The sequence below is a fragment of the Litchfieldella rifensis genome (genome assembly GCF_042646605.1).
In the GTDB taxonomy this organism is placed as follows: domain Bacteria; phylum Pseudomonadota; class Gammaproteobacteria; order Pseudomonadales; family Halomonadaceae; genus Litchfieldella; species Litchfieldella rifensis.
Window position 1 is genome coordinate 194353 of record NZ_JBHRUG010000029.1, and the last position, 16410, is coordinate 210762.

The following is a 16410-nucleotide window of genomic DNA, read 5'->3' on the forward strand; positions in this document are numbered from 1 at the left end:
GCCTGCATCCCCGGCGGCGATGCTATAGGGTCCAAGTTTCCATCTCGAACCGCCGATGACACGCCTACCGCCTCCTCGCCACCCTGATCCTGCAGGTCCCCTGCCTGCACCCGATGCTGGATGCCTTGGGCCAGCGACTGGGCCGGGTCCCGGTCCCGCCGAGGCCCCCACCATGGAGACACCATGAAGCACCTGCCTCACCTGGCCATATCCCGCTTGGGCATCAAGCTGTTCCTGATCATCCTGGTGGTCAACGTGGTGATCTCGGGCTTGGTGTTCCTGGGCGTGTCGCGCAGTCTCGACCAGGGTTTCATCGATTATCTGGAAACCACTCAGGTCAACCGCGCCAAGACCCTGGCCGAGGGGCTCGGCGAGGAATGGCAGCGGCGCGGCGACTGGCAGTGGTTGCGTGAATCGAGACGGGAGTGGCACCGGCTGGTTCGCCAGCAACTGTGGCCTGGAGAGGGGCCTCCCCCCGAAGGCATCGACCGTCGCCTCGGCGACCCCGGCGACTTCGTACTGCACGATGCCGATGGTCTGCCGGTGATCGGGCTGCCGCCACCGATACTGCCCGAGGATGGCCAAGAGCCGCCTGAGTTGAATTGGCTACCCATCATCAGCAACGGCCAGCAGGTCGGCGCCTTGGGCTACCGCCCTCCTCAACAGTTGATGGCACGCATGGATCGCATCTTCCTGGCCCGCCAGCAACGCAACCTCTCGATCATCGTCGGCTCGCTGGCACTGGCCTCGTTGCTGCTTGCCGGAGGGCTGTCCTGGTGGCTGGGCCGTCGTACCCGCAGCATGGCGCTGGCCACGCGTCGCCTGACCGAAGGCGACTACAGCATTCGCCTGCCCGAGCAAGGCCGCGATGAACTCTCACGCCTGGCCTACGACTTCAATGTGCTGGCCGCGACCCTCGAGGCCAATCGCGAGGCACGTCAGCGTTGGGTATCGGACATCGCCCATGAGCTGCGCACGCCACTGGCGGTGCTGCGCGGCGAGATCGAGGCCATGCAGGACGGCATTCGTCCGATGAACGACGACAACCTGCACTCCCTGTCCCAGGAAGTCGGCCAGCTCGAGCGGCTGGTCGCCGACCTGCGCCTGCTGGCGCAGAGCGATGCCGGGGCCCTGGAAGTGTCACTGGCCCCGCTGGACCTGGCCGAGTCCCTGAGCGGACGACTCGAGGATGCCAAGGGCTGGTTGCGCGACCGGGATATCGCCCTCGAGTTGGAGATCCCCCACCCAGCCCCGATCCATGGCGACACCCAGCGCCTGCGTCAGCTCTGGAACAACCTGCTCGACAACACCTGTGCCTACACCGATGCCCCGGGTCGGCTACGTGTCAGCCTTGCACTCGGCGAGACCCGTGTGCGCGTCACCTGGGAAGACAGCGCTCCCGGCGTCACCACCGAGGAACTGCCACGCCTCACCGAGCGTCTGTATCGCGTCGACAGCTCGCGCAACCGCAAGCGCGGCGGCAGCGGCCTGGGCCTGTCCATCGCCACTGCGCTGGTCAAGGCCCATGGTGGACGGATATACGCCTCGCACTCGACGCTGGGCGGGTTATGCTGGACATTGGAGTTTCCATTGATCAGGGAGGACATGGCATGAGTGGCAACGGAGATAAGCATCAGGACGACACCATTCTGGTCGTCGAAGACGAGCCCAAGATCGCCCGCCTGGTATCCGATTACCTGACCGGCAGCGGCTTTCATCCCCACCACCTGGAGCATGGCGACGAGGTGATACCGTGGCTGGAAGCGCAACGCCCTTCGCTGGTGCTGCTCGACCTGATGCTGCCGGGCACCGATGGCCTGACGCTGTGCCGGCAGATCCGCGAACGCTGGCCCACCCTGCCGGTCATCATGCTCACGGCACGGGTCGAGGAAGTCGACCGCCTTCTGGGCCTGGAACTGGGTGCCGACGACTATATCTGCAAGCCCTTCAGTCCGCGGGAAGTCGTGGCTCGTATCAAGGCCGTGCTGCGTCGCAGCCGCATCCTCAGTGGCCAGGGGGGCGCCGAAGGGGCCGGTAGCGCCCTGGTGCTCGACGACGATGGCTGGCGGGCACTGGCCGATGGCCACGACCTGGGACTGACCGCGGTGGAATTTCAGCTACTCAAGGTGATGATGAATGCGCCGGGGCGCATCTTCTCGCGCGATCAGTTGATGGATCACATGTACCGCGACCATCGCATCGTCTCCGAACGCACCGTCGACAGTCATATCAAGAAGCTGCGCAAGAAGATCGGCGACGTATGGCCGGAACGGGAAATCATTCGCTCGGTGTATGGCGTGGGCTACAAGTATCAGCCCGAGGAGTAGGCCTGCCCGCCGAACGGGCAAGAAGGGTGCACGGACTTGCTCGATGGTTGCACGCTCCCTGCAAGCTGGATGCACAAGGCACGGCGAGACTGACAGCGTCAACACAGAGACCACAAGGAGCGTCTTGCCATGATCCGACTGACCACGCGCAAACTGCTGATGCCCGCCCTGCTGGCGATCGCCATCGCGCCGCTGTCGCTCGCCGCCAGTGCCGCCCCCGGTGACGAATCACGCCACCCCTGGAACGAGCGGCATCAGGAGCAACGCCAGGCGCTCTACGAGCGCGCCGGCATCGATGAAGCCACTCGCGCCGCCCTGGAAGAGGCCCATGCCGAGCACCGCGAAGCCCAGCGTGAGCTGCGCGAGCAGCATCACGAGCGCGTCAACGATATCCTCGGCGAAGAACAGCATGAGGCACTCAAGGCCGCCATGCGCGAGATGCACGAGGAACGCCACGCCGAACGCCGCCAGGCCATGCAGGAACGCCTGGATGCGTTGATCGATAGCTGGGGACTCGACGAAGCCGAGCGACAGGCCCTGCATGATGCCCGCGAAGCGATGATGGCCGACGCCCGTGAGCTGCGCGATCAGGAATTCGACAACCGTGAAGACAGGCGCGCCGCCTGGCTGGAGATCCGTGACGAGCACCGCGCGGCCCTGGCCGAGATCCTCACCGACGAGCAACTGGCAGAGCTCCGCGAGATCATGAAGTCCCCCCATGCGCATCACAAGGGTCACCACCAAGAGCCGCATGGCGGACATCACGCCCCCGAGCACCAGGCAAACGACGACGCCTGACCCTGTGGTAAAACGCTTTCCGCTACCGGATAAGCTCCTGTCGCCCCCTACCTGCCCGGCCAATGTGCCGGGCTTTTCGCTACCGGGTTATTCAGTCGTCCAGCCCCGTACCACGATGTCCTCGCTCTGCCAGCCTCGCCTGAAGTTGCACTTCGTCAAAGAAGTGCGTATTTTATTTGAACAGACAATCAATAAAAATTGTTTATGCGGTGGGACCCTGCTCTCCGGCAACAGCCGTTCCAGGGCAGGTCTAGTGCGATACCCCACCCTCGAGACGCTCCAGGCGTCGAATCGGCGTTTTGTGTCAGATTGCGACATCCCGTCATCAGGGCCTAGGCAAGGACTGTCTTTGGCGTTATTTTGATTGCTCATTCAATCAAAATAACAGTAACCAATGAATGACATCCAAGGACGCCCTCACTCTCCGGTGCTCCCGATTCCGTTCGGGCAGCCCGGCATGTCGCACCGCCCAAGGGCACGAGACAGATATCAACAACACTTAGGGAGTCATCCCCATGGCGCATGACAATGCAGTTCCCGAGCGGCGAGACCGCCTCAATCCGGCCGTCTTCCACGGCTCGGTGGCGGGTATTCTCGTCTTCCTGGTAATTACCATGACCTTCACTGAACAGGCCGGTGCCTTCTTCGATGCCGCCCTGGCCTGGGTCAGCGAAACCTTCGGCTGGTACTACATGCTGGCGGTGGTGGCCTATCTGGTCTTCGTCGTCGCCATTGGCATGTCACGCTTCGGCAGCATTCGCCTCGGCCCCGACCATTCGCGCCCAGAGTTCTCCTTGCTGTCGTGGTCGGCGATGCTGTTCGCCGCCGGCATCGGCATCGACCTGCTGTTCTTCAGCGTCGCCGAGCCGATATCGCACTACCTGGTCCCGCCGGATCTCGAGCCGGAAAGCCAGGCGGCGATGCGTGCCGCGGTGGTCCAGACGTTCTTTCACTGGGGCCTGTCCGGCTGGGGGCTGTATGTGCTGATGGGCATGGCACTCGCCTACTTCAGCTATCGTCACCGCCTGCCGTTGTCGATCCGCAGCGCTCTCTATCCGCTGCTCGGCAAGCGCATCTACGGTCCCATCGGGCACACGGTGGACATCACCGCGGTGATCTCCACCGTGTTCGGCATCGCCACCAGCCTCGGCATCGGTGTCATGCAGCTCAACTACGGGCTGAGCTACATGTTCGACGTGCCGGAGAGCCTGTCGGTCCAGATCATCCTTATCGTACTGGTCATGGTAATCGCCACCATCTCGGTGGTCAGTGGCGTCGACAAGGGGATTCGTCGCCTGTCGGAATTCAACATGCTATTGGCCGTGGCCTTGCTGCTGTTCGTGCTGTTCCAGGGGCAAACCCTGAAACTGCTCGACATGGCGGTCAACAACATCGGCGACTACTTCGCGGGCTTCCTCGCCAAGAGCTTCGACACCTATGCCTATGCCGGCCAGGAAGCCAATGAGTGGAAGGGCTGGTGGACCATCTTCTTCTGGGGTTGGTGGATCGCCTGGACACCGTTCGTCGGCCTGTTCCTGGCGCGCATCTCGCGTGGACGCACCATCCGCCAATTCGTCGCCGGGGCCCTGGGCATCCCGCTGGCCTTCATGATGATCTGGATGTCGGTATTCGGTAACAGCGGCATCGAACTGGTCGCCAACCAGGGCGTCGCCCTTCTCGGCGAGCAGGCCCTGAACACACCGCAGACCACCATGTACACCCTGCTCGAGCACTACCCGTGGGTCGGTTTCACCGCCGCCGTGGTAACCATCCTGGGCATCGTGTTCTTCGTCACCTCGGCGGATTCCGGTGCCCTAGTACTGGCCAACTTCACCTCGATCCTCTCCGACGTCAACCACGACGCCCCGATCAGGCTGCGTATCTTCTGGTCGGCAATGATCGGTCTGGTCACCGTCGCCCTGCTGATGGCCGGCGGGCTTTCCGCCCTACAGAGTGCCGTGGTAGTCACTGCCCTGCCATTCTCGGTGGTGATCTTCGCCATCATGGCCGGCACCTATCGCGCCTTGCGCATGGAAGACGACAAGGCCAACGCCCGCCGTCGGATCACCGGCACCGCCCCGGGTGGTGACTGGCGCGAACGGCTCGACCGCGCACTGGACACTTCCAGCCGTGCCGGGGCCGCCGCCGTCATCGAGCACTCGATTCGTCCGGCCCTGACCCAGTTCGCCCAGGAACTCGAAGGCCGCGGCCAGACGGCCAATGTCGGCGAGGAGCAGGTCGATGGCGAGCCACTGCCGCGCCTGACGCTGCAAGTGGAGTTCGACAACGCCCAGACCTTCGTCTATCAGGTCCGTCCGCATCGCATGCGTGCACCAAGCTTCCTGCCGATGAACGACGATTACTACCTGCGCCTGGATGTCTATCTCACCGAGGGTGGTCTCGGCCAGGATCTCAACGGCTACACTCGTGGCCAGGTGATCAGTGACGTGCTCGCCGAGTACGAACGCCACCTCCACTTCCTGGCACTGAGTACCCAGAATGGCGCTGTGCATGCCATGCCTGGTTCCATTGGTGAAGCGGAGGCGCTTGGCACCACCTCCTGAGCCAAAACGTCACTACCCACAACGACAACGGCGGCCTTCACGGCCGCCGTTGTCGCTCATGCTTCCCTCCAGTGGTTTGGATCGTCGGCGGATCTATGGCTTGATCGCCAGCAGGGAAACGCTCTTGACGCCGTAGGTGCGGCTGGCGCCCTGGGCCGACTCGGTCAGGAAGCGGTATTCCGGGTGCTCGCGTACGGTCTGGATGCGCAGCCCCGCCTTTTCGATCGCCGCGCGATAATCGTTCTGCTGGATGGCCCCACCAATGCACGCCGCCCACAGGGTGGCATTGCACTTGACCTGCTCGGGCAAGGGAGCCTCGGTGACGATATCGGCGATCGCCAGTCGTCCTCCGGGACGCAGCAACCGGGCCGCCTCGGCGAAGACTCGCGGCTTGTCCGGCGAAAGATTGATCACGCCGTTGCTGATCACGATGTCGACGCTGGCGTCCGCGAAGGGCGGTGCCTCGATGTAACCCTCGTGGAAAGTGACCGTCGCAAACCCGTTCTGTTGCGCCAGTTGCTGGGCCTTGAGACGCTGCGCCTCGGTCATGTCCAGCCCCAGCACGCGCCCTTCGGGGCCCGCCTTGAGCGCAGCGAGGAAGGCATCCATTCCCGAGCCGCTGCCCAGGTCGAGCACCTCCTCACCAGGGGCGATGTCCGCCAGGTCGAAGAAATGCCCCACCCCGGCGAAGGAGTCGATCGCTGCGGCGGGAATCCGGTCCAGGTCCTCGGGCGCATAACCCAGCCGCTCGGCCAGGGCGCGCCCCATCTCGAAATGAAATTCACCTTGCGGCGTTTCCGCGACCTGGCGGTACATTTCCTTGACCTGGTGCTCGAGGTCCGAGCGGTCCAGCGCCGACGCTGTGGTATGTGTAGCGATTGTCATGGGTCATGCCCTCCTCTGCTCGGCTACGGTTGTCGCGGCACCCGAAGTGCCACGTGCCGCCAGGACGCATGAGGAGCCAGCGGTGTTCCCGGCAGTCGACGCAGCCCCTTGCCATAACGTCGGGAACCCTTCGCGACCCTGAAGCGTCCTTGCCACCGAGGGCGGGCAGCCCGAGATTGCTCGTAGCGTTGGCCTGCCCCATGCTCATACAGGTGGTCCATGTCCCTTGCCAATCATGTCACCAGCGACGCGGCCGTCGGGGAGCATCTCCCCCGACAGCCGAATTCGAGGACACTGATGTCATCGAGCGATCCCCCCAGCCATCGAGAACGGCGGCGATGGTTCGAGCACGAAGTGGAGCGCCTGATGGACAGGCTCTACGGCACGGCCCTGCGCCTGACCCGGAACCCGGACGATGCGGAAGATATCGTCGCCGACGCAGTGGGCAAGGCCTGGACCAAGCTGGATGAACTACGCGACCGACGCTGCTTCGAAGGCTGGCTGTTTCATATCCTCAACAACACCTTCATCAGTGAATGGCGTCGTCGGCAGAGTCGTCCACACGCCTCGCCGGAGCTCGAGCCCGCATCACCGGATGACCTCGACGAGGCCAACTTCTCGCTGTTCCAGCAATTGCACCAACCGTTTCTGCTGTGGTGGGGCAGTGCCGAGGACCAGTTCCTCAACGCCTTGCTGCAAGACGACCTGCAGCGGGCCTTGGATGCCCTTCCCGACCCCTTCCGGGTAATCGTTGTACTGGTGGAGGTGCAGGGCTATACGTACGACGAAGCGTCCAGGCTGCTCGAGATTCCACTCGGCACCGTGCGATCCCGCTTGAGCCGGGGGCGGGCCTTGCTGCAGAAGGCACTTTGGGAGCAGGCCAGGGACGCCGGGCTCACGATCGACCACCAGGGAATGGAGGGAGAGCGGCCATGAGTACACGAGACCTCAGTTGTGAAGAAGTCATGGAACAGCTCTTCACCTACCTCGACCGGGAAGTCGACAGCCAGCAACGCGCCGATATCGAGCGTCACCTGGCCAGGTGCCGCGACTGTTTCACCCGCGCCGAATTCGAGAAAAGACTGCGTGCCCAGGTGGAAGCGGCCGCCACGGTGAGAGCCCCTCGCCGGCTGCATCGTCGCATCAAGGACCTGCTCGACCAGTTCGATGGCGATGAAACGGATTCCACCACCTGACCGGGGAGGAACATTCGCATGGTTGCCATACTCGGCTACTCTCGGCAGCAGATCGTTGCGGCGGTCCAGGGCATGTACACCGCCGTGGCCGACTCACCCGACTCACCCTTTCACTTTCCCGTTGGCAGCTCGGCGTGCCGGCTGCTGGGCTATCCACCCGAACAGGTCGCCGAACTCCCCCAATCGCTCGTGGAATCGTTTGCCGGCGTCGGCTACCCCTTCCGCGCCAAGGCCGTACAGCCTGGCGACCGGGTGCTGGACATCGGCGCCGGGGCCGGTAACGACAGCCTGATCGCCAGCCGCCTGGCGGGCCCCAGGGGGCATGTCATCGCCTTGGACCTGACGGCCGCCATGACCCGCAAGCTGAAACACACCGTGACCGAGGCGGGAGTGCCTAACATCAGCGTGCTCCAGGCCTCGGCGGAGCGCCTGCCGCTGGCCGATGCCAGCATCGACAGCATCACCAGCAATGGCGCCCTCAACCTGGTACCGGACAAGCGCCGCGCGGTGGCCGAGATGTTTCGCGTGCTGCGCCCCCAAGGTCGCCTGCAGCTTGCCGACGTGGTCATTCGCCGCCCGGTATCGGTGGACTGCCATGACGACCCGCGCCTGTGGGTCGAGTGCGTGGTGGGGGCCACGGTGGAGGAGGACTTGCTGGCCCTGTTCCACGATGCCGGATTCGAGGACATCCATGTACTCAATACACTCGACTACTTCGCACATAGCCCGAGTGACCAGACGCGGGAAATTGCCGCCAGTTTCGGTGCCCATTCCATCGAACTCGGCATGCAGCGTGGCCAGGAAGCCCCCTCGCCGATGCAGCAATGGTTGCGACGCCTCGACCCGCGGCGCTGGCTGGCAGCTCTCCATCGCCGTGGCCTGGCGGGCATGGCCACCCTGCTGATGGCCTTGCTGACTTGCTATGGCACCCTGGCCGTGGTGGCGATGCTGCCACTCTTGGGTCTCGGTTTGAGAGTGAACGAAGGGGCCTGGGCCACTGCCATCGCACTTTTCGTGCTGCTCACACTGGCCGCGATAGCCGCCGGCATCCGCCGCCACCAAAGCCTTGGCCCGACTCTGGCGGGCACCATCGCCACGGGAATCCTGCTATACACCCTGTTCGTCGACTACCACGCCCTGGTCGAACTGGCCGGCTTCCTGTTGCTGGCCGCCGCCACCGGTTGGGACCTGTATCGACGGCGACACCAGGAGGCGCGGGTGTTGGGTCTCAAGCCCAGCGCCTCTTCCCCGAACTTGGCAGAACATTGAGGAGCACGGCATCGATCCTACCGGAGCATGAGCCTCAATCCTTCTTGTGGTGGCCATGCCCACGGTGCATCAATAGATGCATGCCGACGCACAACGCCAATGGCACCAACAGCCACCAACCGCTGGTGAGCGAAACATGACTGCGCCACATCAGCAGCGCGGCAACCCCTCCCATGAGTACCAGGCAGACAATCCCCATGGTCGAATGCCAGAAGCCGCCGTGCGAGCGCTTTGGTGACTGGTTCTCGCTCGAATGAGGCTGGCTCATGAGATGATGCCTCCATTGGGTTGTAGCCGGGCATAACGCCGCTTGAGCAGCAACGAATTGCCGATCACCGACAGCGAGCTGGCGGTCATGGCGATGACACCGATCATCGGATGCAGCAGGCCGACGGCGGCCATGGGAATCGCTGCCACGTTGTAGGCGCTGGCCCAGAGCAGGTTCTGCACGATCTTGCTGAAGGTGGCACGAGACAAGTGCATGGCTTCCACCACGCCGGTCAGTTCGCCACGCACCAGGGTCACGTCCGCCGCCTCGATGGCAACATCGGCGCCGGCCCCGATGGCGATGCCGACGTTGGCCTGCTTGAGTGCCGCGGCGTCGTTGATGCCGTCACCGACCATGGCCACATGCGGACCGTACTTTTCCTGCAAGGCACGAATGGCATCGACCTTGCCCTCCGGCAGCACGCCCGCCTGGACCTCGTCGATGCCTACCTCATCGGCCACCGCGCGCGCGGCGCGCTCGTTGTCGCCGGTGATCATCACCACGTGCAAGCCGAGTTCGTGCATGCCACGAATGGCTTGCACCGACTCTTCCTTGATGGTGTCGGCGACGGCCACGATGCCCCGTGCCCGGCCACCGGACGCCACGATCACGGCGGTACGCCCACGGGATTCCAGGCGTTGCAGGTCGTCCTCCAGCGCTTCCAGGCCGGTGACGCCCTCCTCTTCAAGCAGGCGTCGGTTACCGATCAGGACTGGCTCGCCATCGACCTTGCCGGAGACGCCGCGCGCCCCGGTGGAGCGGAACTCGGTCACCTCGCCGGGCGGGACGCCGCGTTCCCGGGCGCCGTCGACGATGGCCCGGGCGATGGGGTGCTCGGAGGCGTTCTCCACGCTCGCCGCCAGGGTCAGCAGGCGTTTCTCGTCGACACCGGCGGCGGGGATGGCATCGGTCAGCTTCGGCTCGCCGCGGGTGATGGTGCCGGTCTTGTCGAGCACCATGACCTTGACGTCCTTGAAGGTCTGGATCGCCTCGCCTGAACGAATCAGGATGCCGCGCTCGGCACCGATCCCCGAGCCGACCATCAGCGCCGTTGGTGTGGCCAGGCCCAAGGCACAGGGACAGGCGATGACCAGCACGGCGATCGCGGCGAGTATCGCCAACACCGGCGTCGCGGCCTCGGGATTGACCCACGGCAGGAAGGTCTCGCCCCAGTCGAGGATCGGGCGCAGGGCGTCTGGCGCCATCAGCCAAGCCGCCAGGCTGGCGATGGATATCAGGATCACCGCCGGCACGAAGCGCCCAGTCATGCGATCGGCGAACTCCTGGATCGGTACCCGGGAGCCCTGGGCCTGGTCGATCAAGCGCACCACCTGAGCGAGGAAAGTATCTCCGCCGACCCGGGTGGCCTTCACCCGCAACCGCCCCTCCTTGTTGATGGTCGCGCCAATCACACTATCGCCCGGGCACTTGTATACCGGCACCGATTCACCGGTGGCAATCGATTCATCGAGATGGCTCTCCCCTTCGACCACTTCACCGTCGGTGGGAATCTTGTCGCCGGGACGCACGATCATGATGTCGCCGGGCGCGAGCGCCTTCACCGGCACTTCCACTTCCTCGCCGTCGCGCTCCACCCGCGCCGTCTTGGCGCCCAAGGTCAACAGGCGCCGAATGGCCTGGGAGGCCCGCCCCTTGGCCTTGGCCTCCAGAAAACGTCCCAGCAGATGGAAAGTCATGATGGTGGCGGCCATCTCGACGAACGAGGTCATCGGATAGACGAAACCGAATAGACCGATCAGGTAGGGCGGCAGACTCCCCAGGGAAATCAACACATCCATGTTGAAGGTGCCATTGGTCAGCGAGCGCCAGGAAGCCTTATGGGTCGCCGCGCCGCCATAGAGGAACACCACCGGGAACGCCAGCACCAGCACGATCGGCAAATAACCGGGAATCGGTTGCCAAAACATGTGCGGCATCATCAGCAACATGATCAAGGAGGTGGGTACACCGGCGATCCACAGCCGCTTGCGTGCCATGGCGAGATAAGTCTCCTCAATCGCCACATCCGAGCCGGCATCCGCCGCTTCTTCCGCACCATGCACCGCTGCCACATCATAACCGGCACCTTCCACCGCCCGACGTAAGGCGTCGACATCGGGGCCACCCGGCTGGACGCTTACCGAGACCCGATGATTGGCGATATTGGTATGGATATCAGCGATGCCGGGAAGGCGCTTGAGCGTCTGCCGCACGATACCGGCGCAGTGATCGCTGCCCATGCCGGGTACTGTCAGTTCGAACTCTCTGGGATCAGCCGCGGTTGCCATCTGGTGACACTCCTCATCGACAGGGAAGTGGCGACAGGCATTGCCGGCCGCCCCAACAAGAATGACGCTCAACGTCAGTGATGCTCGGAGTGACTGTCACCGGCCTCCCCCGCCGGTGGAACCGGAGCTTCCAGCAACCGCTCGCGCTGTTCCTCGGTCAGCAGGTCGACCATGGCGTTGTGATGCCGCATCTTCTCGGCCAACATCTCGCCGTGCAAGTCCGCCATACGGCCGTGTAGAGCCTGGACCTCGTCCGGGTTGGGTCGTGACTCGCCCATCCGGGCCATCAAGTCATCGCGCAGGTTCATCAACTGGCCCATGCGCTCGAACTGGGCGGGTCGATGCTCGTGCATCAGCCGACGCATCTCCTGTTGCTGCTCAGGTGTCAGCTCGTCATGCATGGCACTGCCCATGCCGGAACTCCCCATCATCGGACATGGCATCATGCCACCCATCATTCCCGAGCCCAGGCCCGGCTGGCTGCCCATCATGCTACCCATCATTCCCGGGCCCATGCCCTGTTGGCCGCCCATCATGCCCGGCCCCATCATCATCCCTGGACCCATGCCCGGCTGGCCGCCCATCATGCCCGGCTGGCCGCCCATCATGCCCGGCCCCATCATCATCCCTGGACCCATGCCCTGTTGACCGCCCATCATGCCCGGTCCCATCATCATCCTTGGGCCCATCCCCTGCTGGCCGCCCATCATGCCGGGGCCCACTGTGCCTCCGGTCATGCCTTGGGCAACGGCAAGCTCCGTAGTGCCTACACCCAATGCCACTATCAGCCCCAGTGCGATCTTGTGTCGACGAATGCTCATGATGACTCTCCTGGTGAGCGAAGAACCTGTCATGACGATAGTCCACGGACATGATCCGTCGATTGACCCGCATCAAGATACGATGCTGTGGCGACCTCGGTGTTGCACCGGGGTTGCGTGGCCAAGCGCCATGCCTGTTGAATAAGCGGTCGCGAAGGATACTGTGGGCTAGCCACCACCCGGAGTATTCTTGTTCTCGCCATCCCCAACACGGACAAGTCCATGAAACCGTCCATGCTGCTACGTAGCTTTGCAATTCTCCTGCTAGCACCCGCACTCGCCGCCTGCCAATCGGAAGCGGAAGGTGTTGGTCTCAAGGAGTTGGGGGAAAAGACACACTTTCACGGCATCGGCTTCGACCCCAACAATCCCGAGCGGCTCTACCTGGCCACCCACCATGGCTTGCATATCATCGGCGACGATGGATTGGCCCGGCAGATATCGCAAGAAACCCACGATTTCATGGGGTTCGCCCCCCACCCCGGGGATCCCGAGCTGTTCTTCGCCAGCGGCCATCCGCAACGCGGCGGAAATCTCGGATTCATCGTTTCCAGCGATGGCGGCAAGACCTGGGAGCAGCGCGCTCCCGGCGCCGGTGGTCCGGTGGACTTCCACCAACTGACCGTCAGCAAGGCCGATCCCCAGGTGCTCTATGGCGCCTATCACGGTCGTTTGCAGGTCAGCCGCGATGGTGGCCATGACTGGGAAATCCAGGGTCCAGCCCCTGAAGGACTGATTGGCCTGACGGCTTCCTCACGCAACTCGGATCATCTCTACGCCGCCACTCAGACGGGACTGCTGATGAGCCCCGACGGCGGCAAGCGCTGGCGCCAGGCACACCCCGAACGTCGCCCCACCAGCGTGGTTACCGCCACTGCCGGAGGCGATCTCTATGCCTTCATGCCGGGGCTAGGCCTGCTGCGCACCACGGAGGAAACGCACGACTGGCAGGTGCTCAGCGACGACTGGGGGGAAGACTATCTGCTGCACCTCGCCATCGACCCCAACAATGGTGAACGGCTAGTCGGGGTGGACCAACGCAGCAGGGTTCTCATGAGCGAGAACGGCGGTAGGGATTGGAAGGCGCTGTAAGCTTTTTCCCCCGTTAAGCAATACTTAAGCCTCACCACCGACACTGGCATGCCTGACCCAAGAGGAGTACCGGGCATGTCATCACTCGATTCATCCATAAACATAAAGACGCACAAGCGAACGGGTCTTAAGCACCTGTCCAAGGCCATCAAACATTCTTGCGCCGGGCTATCGGCCGCCTGGCGTTACGAAGCGGCCTTTCGTCAGGAACTCGTTGCGCTGTCATGCCTGTTCCCCATCACCATGGTACTCGACCTGGAAGGGGTTGAACGTGCCTTGCTGTGGGTCTCCATGCTGCTGGTGATCGTGGTTGAGTTACTCAACTCCGCTATCGAAGCAACGGTCGACCGCATCGGCATGGAACATCACCCGATAAGCGGGCTTGCCAAGGACTTGGGCTCGGCGGCGGTAATGGTCAGCCTACTGCTGGCGGGCGGGAGCTGGGCATGCGTCTTGCTGAGCTGACACCACGCGACCTCTCGGCAGTGCTCTGGATCCTGTTCGGATTCCTGGCGGTGATGCTGGCAGGACGCTGGCTCAAAGTGGATTTCCACCTGGCCGACACGCTCTATCGCTTGCAGGGCGATAGCTGGGCCCTGCGTGATGCTTTCCTTACCGAAGACATTCTGCATCGTGGCGGCCGGCTCATGAGTCAACTCATGGGTGGCGGCGTCATCATGGCCCTGATCGGCAGTTTTCTGCTGTCCCCGTTGCGCACTTGGCGCCGGCCGTTGACCTACCTGTTCCTGGCGGTGACGGCATCGACACTGACCGTATCGGTCATCAAGCACCTGGTGAGTATGGAGTGTCCTTGGGATCTCGTCCGCTACGGCGGTGACACTCCCTACATCGGCTTGTTCGATCCCCGCCCGACCACGATACCGGGCACAGCCTGCTTTCCCGCCGGCCATGCCAGCGCCGGGTATGCCTGGCTGGCACTGTATTTCTTCCTTGGCGCCACCGTACCCCGCTGGCGTTGGGCCGGACTCTGGCTGGGCATCGTCATGGGCCTGGTATTCGGTATCACTCAGCAACTGCGCGGCGCACATTTCCTGTCCCACGACCTCTGGACCCTAATGCTGTGCCTGTCGATCAGCTTCGTCCTGGCAAGACTGATGTTTCCGGCTTCCCCATCGATCCCCGCATCCACTGACGCGCAGCGTGTCTCTCTCTAAGGTTCTCCACATGTCTAATCGCTTCTTTGCCTCCGACCACTGGCTGGCACGACATTGCCGTCTCTCCTTTACCCTGTCGCCGGAAGCCCTGACCTTGCTGGTCTGCCTGGCCTTCACCCTGTTCTACAACCTGGCGTTCTGGCATGGCGTAGTTGGCGACCGATCACTTCTGACGCCGGCCATCTGGGGTCAATTGGCTGGCTATGCCCTAGTGCTGACCAGCCTGCAGTTCCTCGTCTTCGTACTGTTCGTCAATCGTTTGAGCGTCAAGGTGGTGCTGACGGTACTGGTGTGGATCGCCGCTTCGGTGAGCTTTTTCACCTATTACTACGGGACCTATTTCAATACCGACATGATCGTTAACATCCTGCAGACGGATAGGCAGGAAGCCACTGAGTTATTGACCCCACGATTAATGGCCCACATGTTGGCTTTTGGCATCCTGCCCACTTTCCTGCTGTGGCGTGTGCGCTTGGCCGAGAATGGTTGGAAAAGGGCAATCGGTCGCCGACTCGCCTATGTGGCCGGAGGCATTGTCGTACTGGCCATATCGCTGATGCTGTCCTACCAAAGCCTGTCGTCGTTGATGCGCAACAATAACGAACTGCGCTACCTGGTAACGCCTGGCAATTACCTGGTATCGATGGGACAGGTCCTGGCAGCCAGCGACCCGCTTCCCAGCGAGCGTCTGGCCATTGGGGAAGATGCGACACCAACCCCGCACCAGGGCAACAAACCGCTGTTGCTGGTCATGGTGGTAGGAGAAAGCGCTCGTGCCGCCAACTGGGGACTCGACGGCTACGAACGTCAGACCACGCCACGCCTGGCCGCTCGGAGTGGTGTCATCAACTTCTCCGATGTCAGCAGCTGCGGCACCAGCACTGCGGTGTCGGTGCCCTGCATGTTCTCACCGGTAGGCAAGAGTGACTATGACAAGCGCTATATCCAGAGTCACGAATCGCTGCTGGATGTCCTGAAGCATGCCGGCTTCCAGGTCGTGTGGGTGGACAACCAGTCCGGTTGCAAGGGGGTATGCGATGAGGTGGTGAATCTGTCGCCCTCGCCCAAGGACTACCCCGGGCTATGTCCGGAGGGACACTGTCTGGACGGCGCACTGCTCGAGGAAGTGAAAAAGCAGGCCGACAACCTCACGGGAAATACCGTGATCGTCCTGCATCAGCTAGGCAATCATGGGCCCAGCTACTACCGACGCTATCCGGCCACCTTCCGGGCCTTTACCCCAACCTGCGACAGCGCCGACTTGAACCAATGTTCCCGGCAGTCGATCGTGAACAGCTACGACGATGCCATTCTGTATACCGATGCCTTGCTGGACGGCATCATCGCCTATCTCGACAGCCAGCAGCATCATGATCCGGCACTGATCTATGTCTCTGACCACGGCGAATCACTCGGTGAACATGGCCTCTATCTGCATGGGATACCCTATTCCATCGCCCCCTCGGAGCAGACCCAAGTGCCGATGATCTGGTGGTCCTCCCCAGCCTTTGACCAGTCTGTCGGCCTGGATCACAGGTGTCTGGAGGCCCGCACCGACCTGTCACTTAGCCACGACAATCTCTTTCACAGCGTTCTGGGCGTGCTCGGCGTGACGAGCAAAGTGGTTCAGGTCGAGCGAGATATCACCCATGACTGTCGTCATGCGAGTCAGCCCAGTTGAATGGGATTGCCGAGAAATCGGTGGCGCCAATGGCACGAGCGCAACG

General features: G+C 62.9%; 15 protein-coding genes. 11 read left to right on the plus strand and 4 right to left on the minus strand.

Features of this window, described 5'->3' with window-relative positions; translation table 11 throughout:
* Nucleotides 1-183: 183 nt before the first annotated feature.
* The 4 genes from ACFOEV_RS15435 to betT all read left to right on the plus strand — a co-directional run bounded on the left by ACFOEV_RS15435 (nucleotide 184) and on the right by betT (nucleotide 5689).
* A complete protein-coding gene (locus ACFOEV_RS15435; protein ID WP_386775506.1) occupies nucleotides 184-1614 on the plus strand; it encodes an ATP-binding protein in 1431 nt (476 codons plus the stop codon).
* Entirely contained in the window at nucleotides 1611-2327 is a 717-nt protein-coding gene (locus ACFOEV_RS15440) for a response regulator (RefSeq protein WP_386775508.1), read from the plus strand. Before ACFOEV_RS15435 ends, ACFOEV_RS15440 begins: the two co-directional genes overlap by 4 nt.
* Before the next feature lie 129 nt (nucleotides 2328-2456).
* Nucleotides 2457-3125 (plus strand): hypothetical protein, encoded by a 669-nt coding sequence (locus tag ACFOEV_RS15445; protein ID WP_386775510.1) that lies wholly within the window; start codon nucleotides 2457-2459, stop codon nucleotides 3123-3125.
* 515 nt (nucleotides 3126-3640) lie between these two features.
* Complete coding sequence (gene betT / locus ACFOEV_RS15450) at nucleotides 3641-5689, plus strand: choline BCCT transporter BetT (RefSeq protein ID WP_386775512.1); 2049 nt, start codon at nucleotides 3641-3643, stop codon at nucleotides 5687-5689.
* 93 nt (nucleotides 5690-5782) lie between these two features.
* Here the strand turns inward: betT and ACFOEV_RS15455 are convergent, their stop codons facing one another.
* Complete coding sequence (locus ACFOEV_RS15455) at nucleotides 5783-6574, minus strand: methyltransferase domain-containing protein (RefSeq protein ID WP_386775514.1); 792 nt, start codon at nucleotides 6572-6574, stop codon at nucleotides 5783-5785.
* A 297-nt stretch (nucleotides 6575-6871) separates the two neighbouring features.
* Between ACFOEV_RS15455 and ACFOEV_RS15460 the strand changes: the two genes are divergently transcribed.
* From ACFOEV_RS15460 to ACFOEV_RS15470, 3 genes are read left to right on the plus strand one after another with little or no spacing between them, the layout of a single operon-like run.
* Entirely contained in the window at nucleotides 6872-7510 is a 639-nt protein-coding gene (locus tag ACFOEV_RS15460) for a sigma-70 family RNA polymerase sigma factor (RefSeq protein WP_386775516.1), read from the plus strand.
* On the plus strand, nucleotides 7507-7770 hold the full coding sequence (locus tag ACFOEV_RS15465) for an anti-sigma factor family protein (RefSeq protein WP_386775518.1): 264 nt from the start codon (nucleotides 7507-7509) through the stop codon (nucleotides 7768-7770). Before ACFOEV_RS15460 ends, ACFOEV_RS15465 begins: the two co-directional genes overlap by 4 nt.
* Nucleotides 7771-7788: 18 nt before the next feature.
* Nucleotides 7789-9039, plus strand: a complete 1251-nt coding sequence (locus ACFOEV_RS15470) for a MerC family mercury resistance protein (protein WP_386775520.1) — start codon at nucleotides 7789-7791, stop codon at nucleotides 9037-9039.
* 34 nt (nucleotides 9040-9073) lie between these two features.
* On the opposite strand, the gene ACFOEV_RS15475 is transcribed toward ACFOEV_RS15470, so the two are convergent.
* The 3 genes from ACFOEV_RS15475 to ACFOEV_RS15485 all read right to left on the minus strand — a co-directional run bounded on the left by ACFOEV_RS15475 (nucleotide 9074) and on the right by ACFOEV_RS15485 (nucleotide 12416).
* Entirely contained in the window at nucleotides 9074-9307 is a 234-nt protein-coding gene (locus ACFOEV_RS15475) for a DUF2933 domain-containing protein (RefSeq protein WP_386775522.1), read from the minus strand.
* On the minus strand, nucleotides 9304-11595 hold the full coding sequence (locus ACFOEV_RS15480) for a heavy metal translocating P-type ATPase (RefSeq protein WP_386775524.1): 2292 nt from the start codon (nucleotides 11593-11595) through the stop codon (nucleotides 9304-9306). Before ACFOEV_RS15480 ends, ACFOEV_RS15475 begins: the two co-directional genes overlap by 4 nt.
* A gap of 74 nt (nucleotides 11596-11669) precedes the next feature.
* Entirely contained in the window at nucleotides 11670-12416 is a 747-nt protein-coding gene (locus tag ACFOEV_RS15485) for a Spy/CpxP family protein refolding chaperone (RefSeq protein WP_386775526.1), read from the minus strand.
* A 222-nt stretch (nucleotides 12417-12638) separates the two neighbouring features.
* Between ACFOEV_RS15485 and ACFOEV_RS15490 the strand changes: the two genes are divergently transcribed.
* From ACFOEV_RS15490 to ACFOEV_RS15505, 4 genes are all read left to right on the plus strand, one after another.
* Nucleotides 12639-13508, plus strand: coding sequence for a WD40/YVTN/BNR-like repeat-containing protein (locus ACFOEV_RS15490; protein WP_386775528.1), 870 nt, complete (start codon nucleotides 12639-12641; stop codon nucleotides 13506-13508).
* Nucleotides 13509-13583: 75 nt separating this feature from the next.
* Complete coding sequence (locus ACFOEV_RS15495) at nucleotides 13584-13973, plus strand: diacylglycerol kinase (protein ID WP_386775530.1); 390 nt, start codon at nucleotides 13584-13586, stop codon at nucleotides 13971-13973.
* The gene (locus ACFOEV_RS15500) at nucleotides 13955-14683 is read left to right on the plus strand and encodes a phosphatase PAP2 family protein (protein ID WP_386775532.1); all 729 of its coding nucleotides are present in this window, start codon (nucleotides 13955-13957) and stop codon (nucleotides 14681-14683) included. The genes ACFOEV_RS15495 and ACFOEV_RS15500 overlap by 19 nt, the downstream gene beginning before the upstream one ends.
* Before the next feature lie 10 nt (nucleotides 14684-14693).
* On the plus strand, nucleotides 14694-16364 hold the full coding sequence (locus tag ACFOEV_RS15505; RefSeq protein ID WP_386775534.1) for a phosphoethanolamine transferase: 1671 nt from the start codon (nucleotides 14694-14696) through the stop codon (nucleotides 16362-16364).
* Nucleotides 16365-16410: the final 46 nt, after the last annotated feature.

What these genes read in the sequence shown, in the direction of transcription:
- ACFOEV_RS15435 (WP_386775506.1), top strand. Translation starts at nt 184, where the DNA reads ATGAAGCACCTGCCTCACCTGGCCATATCCCGCTTGGGCATCAAGCTG.
- ACFOEV_RS15440 (WP_386775508.1), top strand. Translation starts at nt 1,611, where the DNA reads ATGAGTGGCAACGGAGATAAGCATCAGGACGACACCATTCTGGTCGTC.
- ACFOEV_RS15445 (WP_386775510.1), top strand. Translation starts at nt 2,457, where the DNA reads ATGATCCGACTGACCACGCGCAAACTGCTGATGCCCGCCCTGCTGGCG.
- betT (WP_386775512.1), top strand. Translation starts at nt 3,641, where the DNA reads ATGGCGCATGACAATGCAGTTCCCGAGCGGCGAGACCGCCTCAATCCG.
- ACFOEV_RS15455 (WP_386775514.1), bottom strand. Translation starts at nt 6,574, where the DNA reads ATGACAATCGCTACACATACCACAGCGTCGGCGCTGGACCGCTCGGAC.
- ACFOEV_RS15460 (WP_386775516.1), top strand. Translation starts at nt 6,872, where the DNA reads ATGTCATCGAGCGATCCCCCCAGCCATCGAGAACGGCGGCGATGGTTC.
- ACFOEV_RS15465 (WP_386775518.1), top strand. Translation starts at nt 7,507, where the DNA reads ATGAGTACACGAGACCTCAGTTGTGAAGAAGTCATGGAACAGCTCTTC.
- ACFOEV_RS15470 (WP_386775520.1), top strand. Translation starts at nt 7,789, where the DNA reads ATGGTTGCCATACTCGGCTACTCTCGGCAGCAGATCGTTGCGGCGGTC.
- ACFOEV_RS15475 (WP_386775522.1), bottom strand. Translation starts at nt 9,307, where the DNA reads ATGAGCCAGCCTCATTCGAGCGAGAACCAGTCACCAAAGCGCTCGCAC.
- ACFOEV_RS15480 (WP_386775524.1), bottom strand. Translation starts at nt 11,595, where the DNA reads ATGGCAACCGCGGCTGATCCCAGAGAGTTCGAACTGACAGTACCCGGC.
- ACFOEV_RS15485 (WP_386775526.1), bottom strand. Translation starts at nt 12,416, where the DNA reads ATGAGCATTCGTCGACACAAGATCGCACTGGGGCTGATAGTGGCATTG.
- ACFOEV_RS15490 (WP_386775528.1), top strand. Translation starts at nt 12,639, where the DNA reads ATGAAACCGTCCATGCTGCTACGTAGCTTTGCAATTCTCCTGCTAGCA.
- ACFOEV_RS15495 (WP_386775530.1), top strand. Translation starts at nt 13,584, where the DNA reads ATGTCATCACTCGATTCATCCATAAACATAAAGACGCACAAGCGAACG.
- ACFOEV_RS15500 (WP_386775532.1), top strand. Translation starts at nt 13,955, where the DNA reads ATGCGTCTTGCTGAGCTGACACCACGCGACCTCTCGGCAGTGCTCTGG.
- ACFOEV_RS15505 (WP_386775534.1), top strand. Translation starts at nt 14,694, where the DNA reads ATGTCTAATCGCTTCTTTGCCTCCGACCACTGGCTGGCACGACATTGC.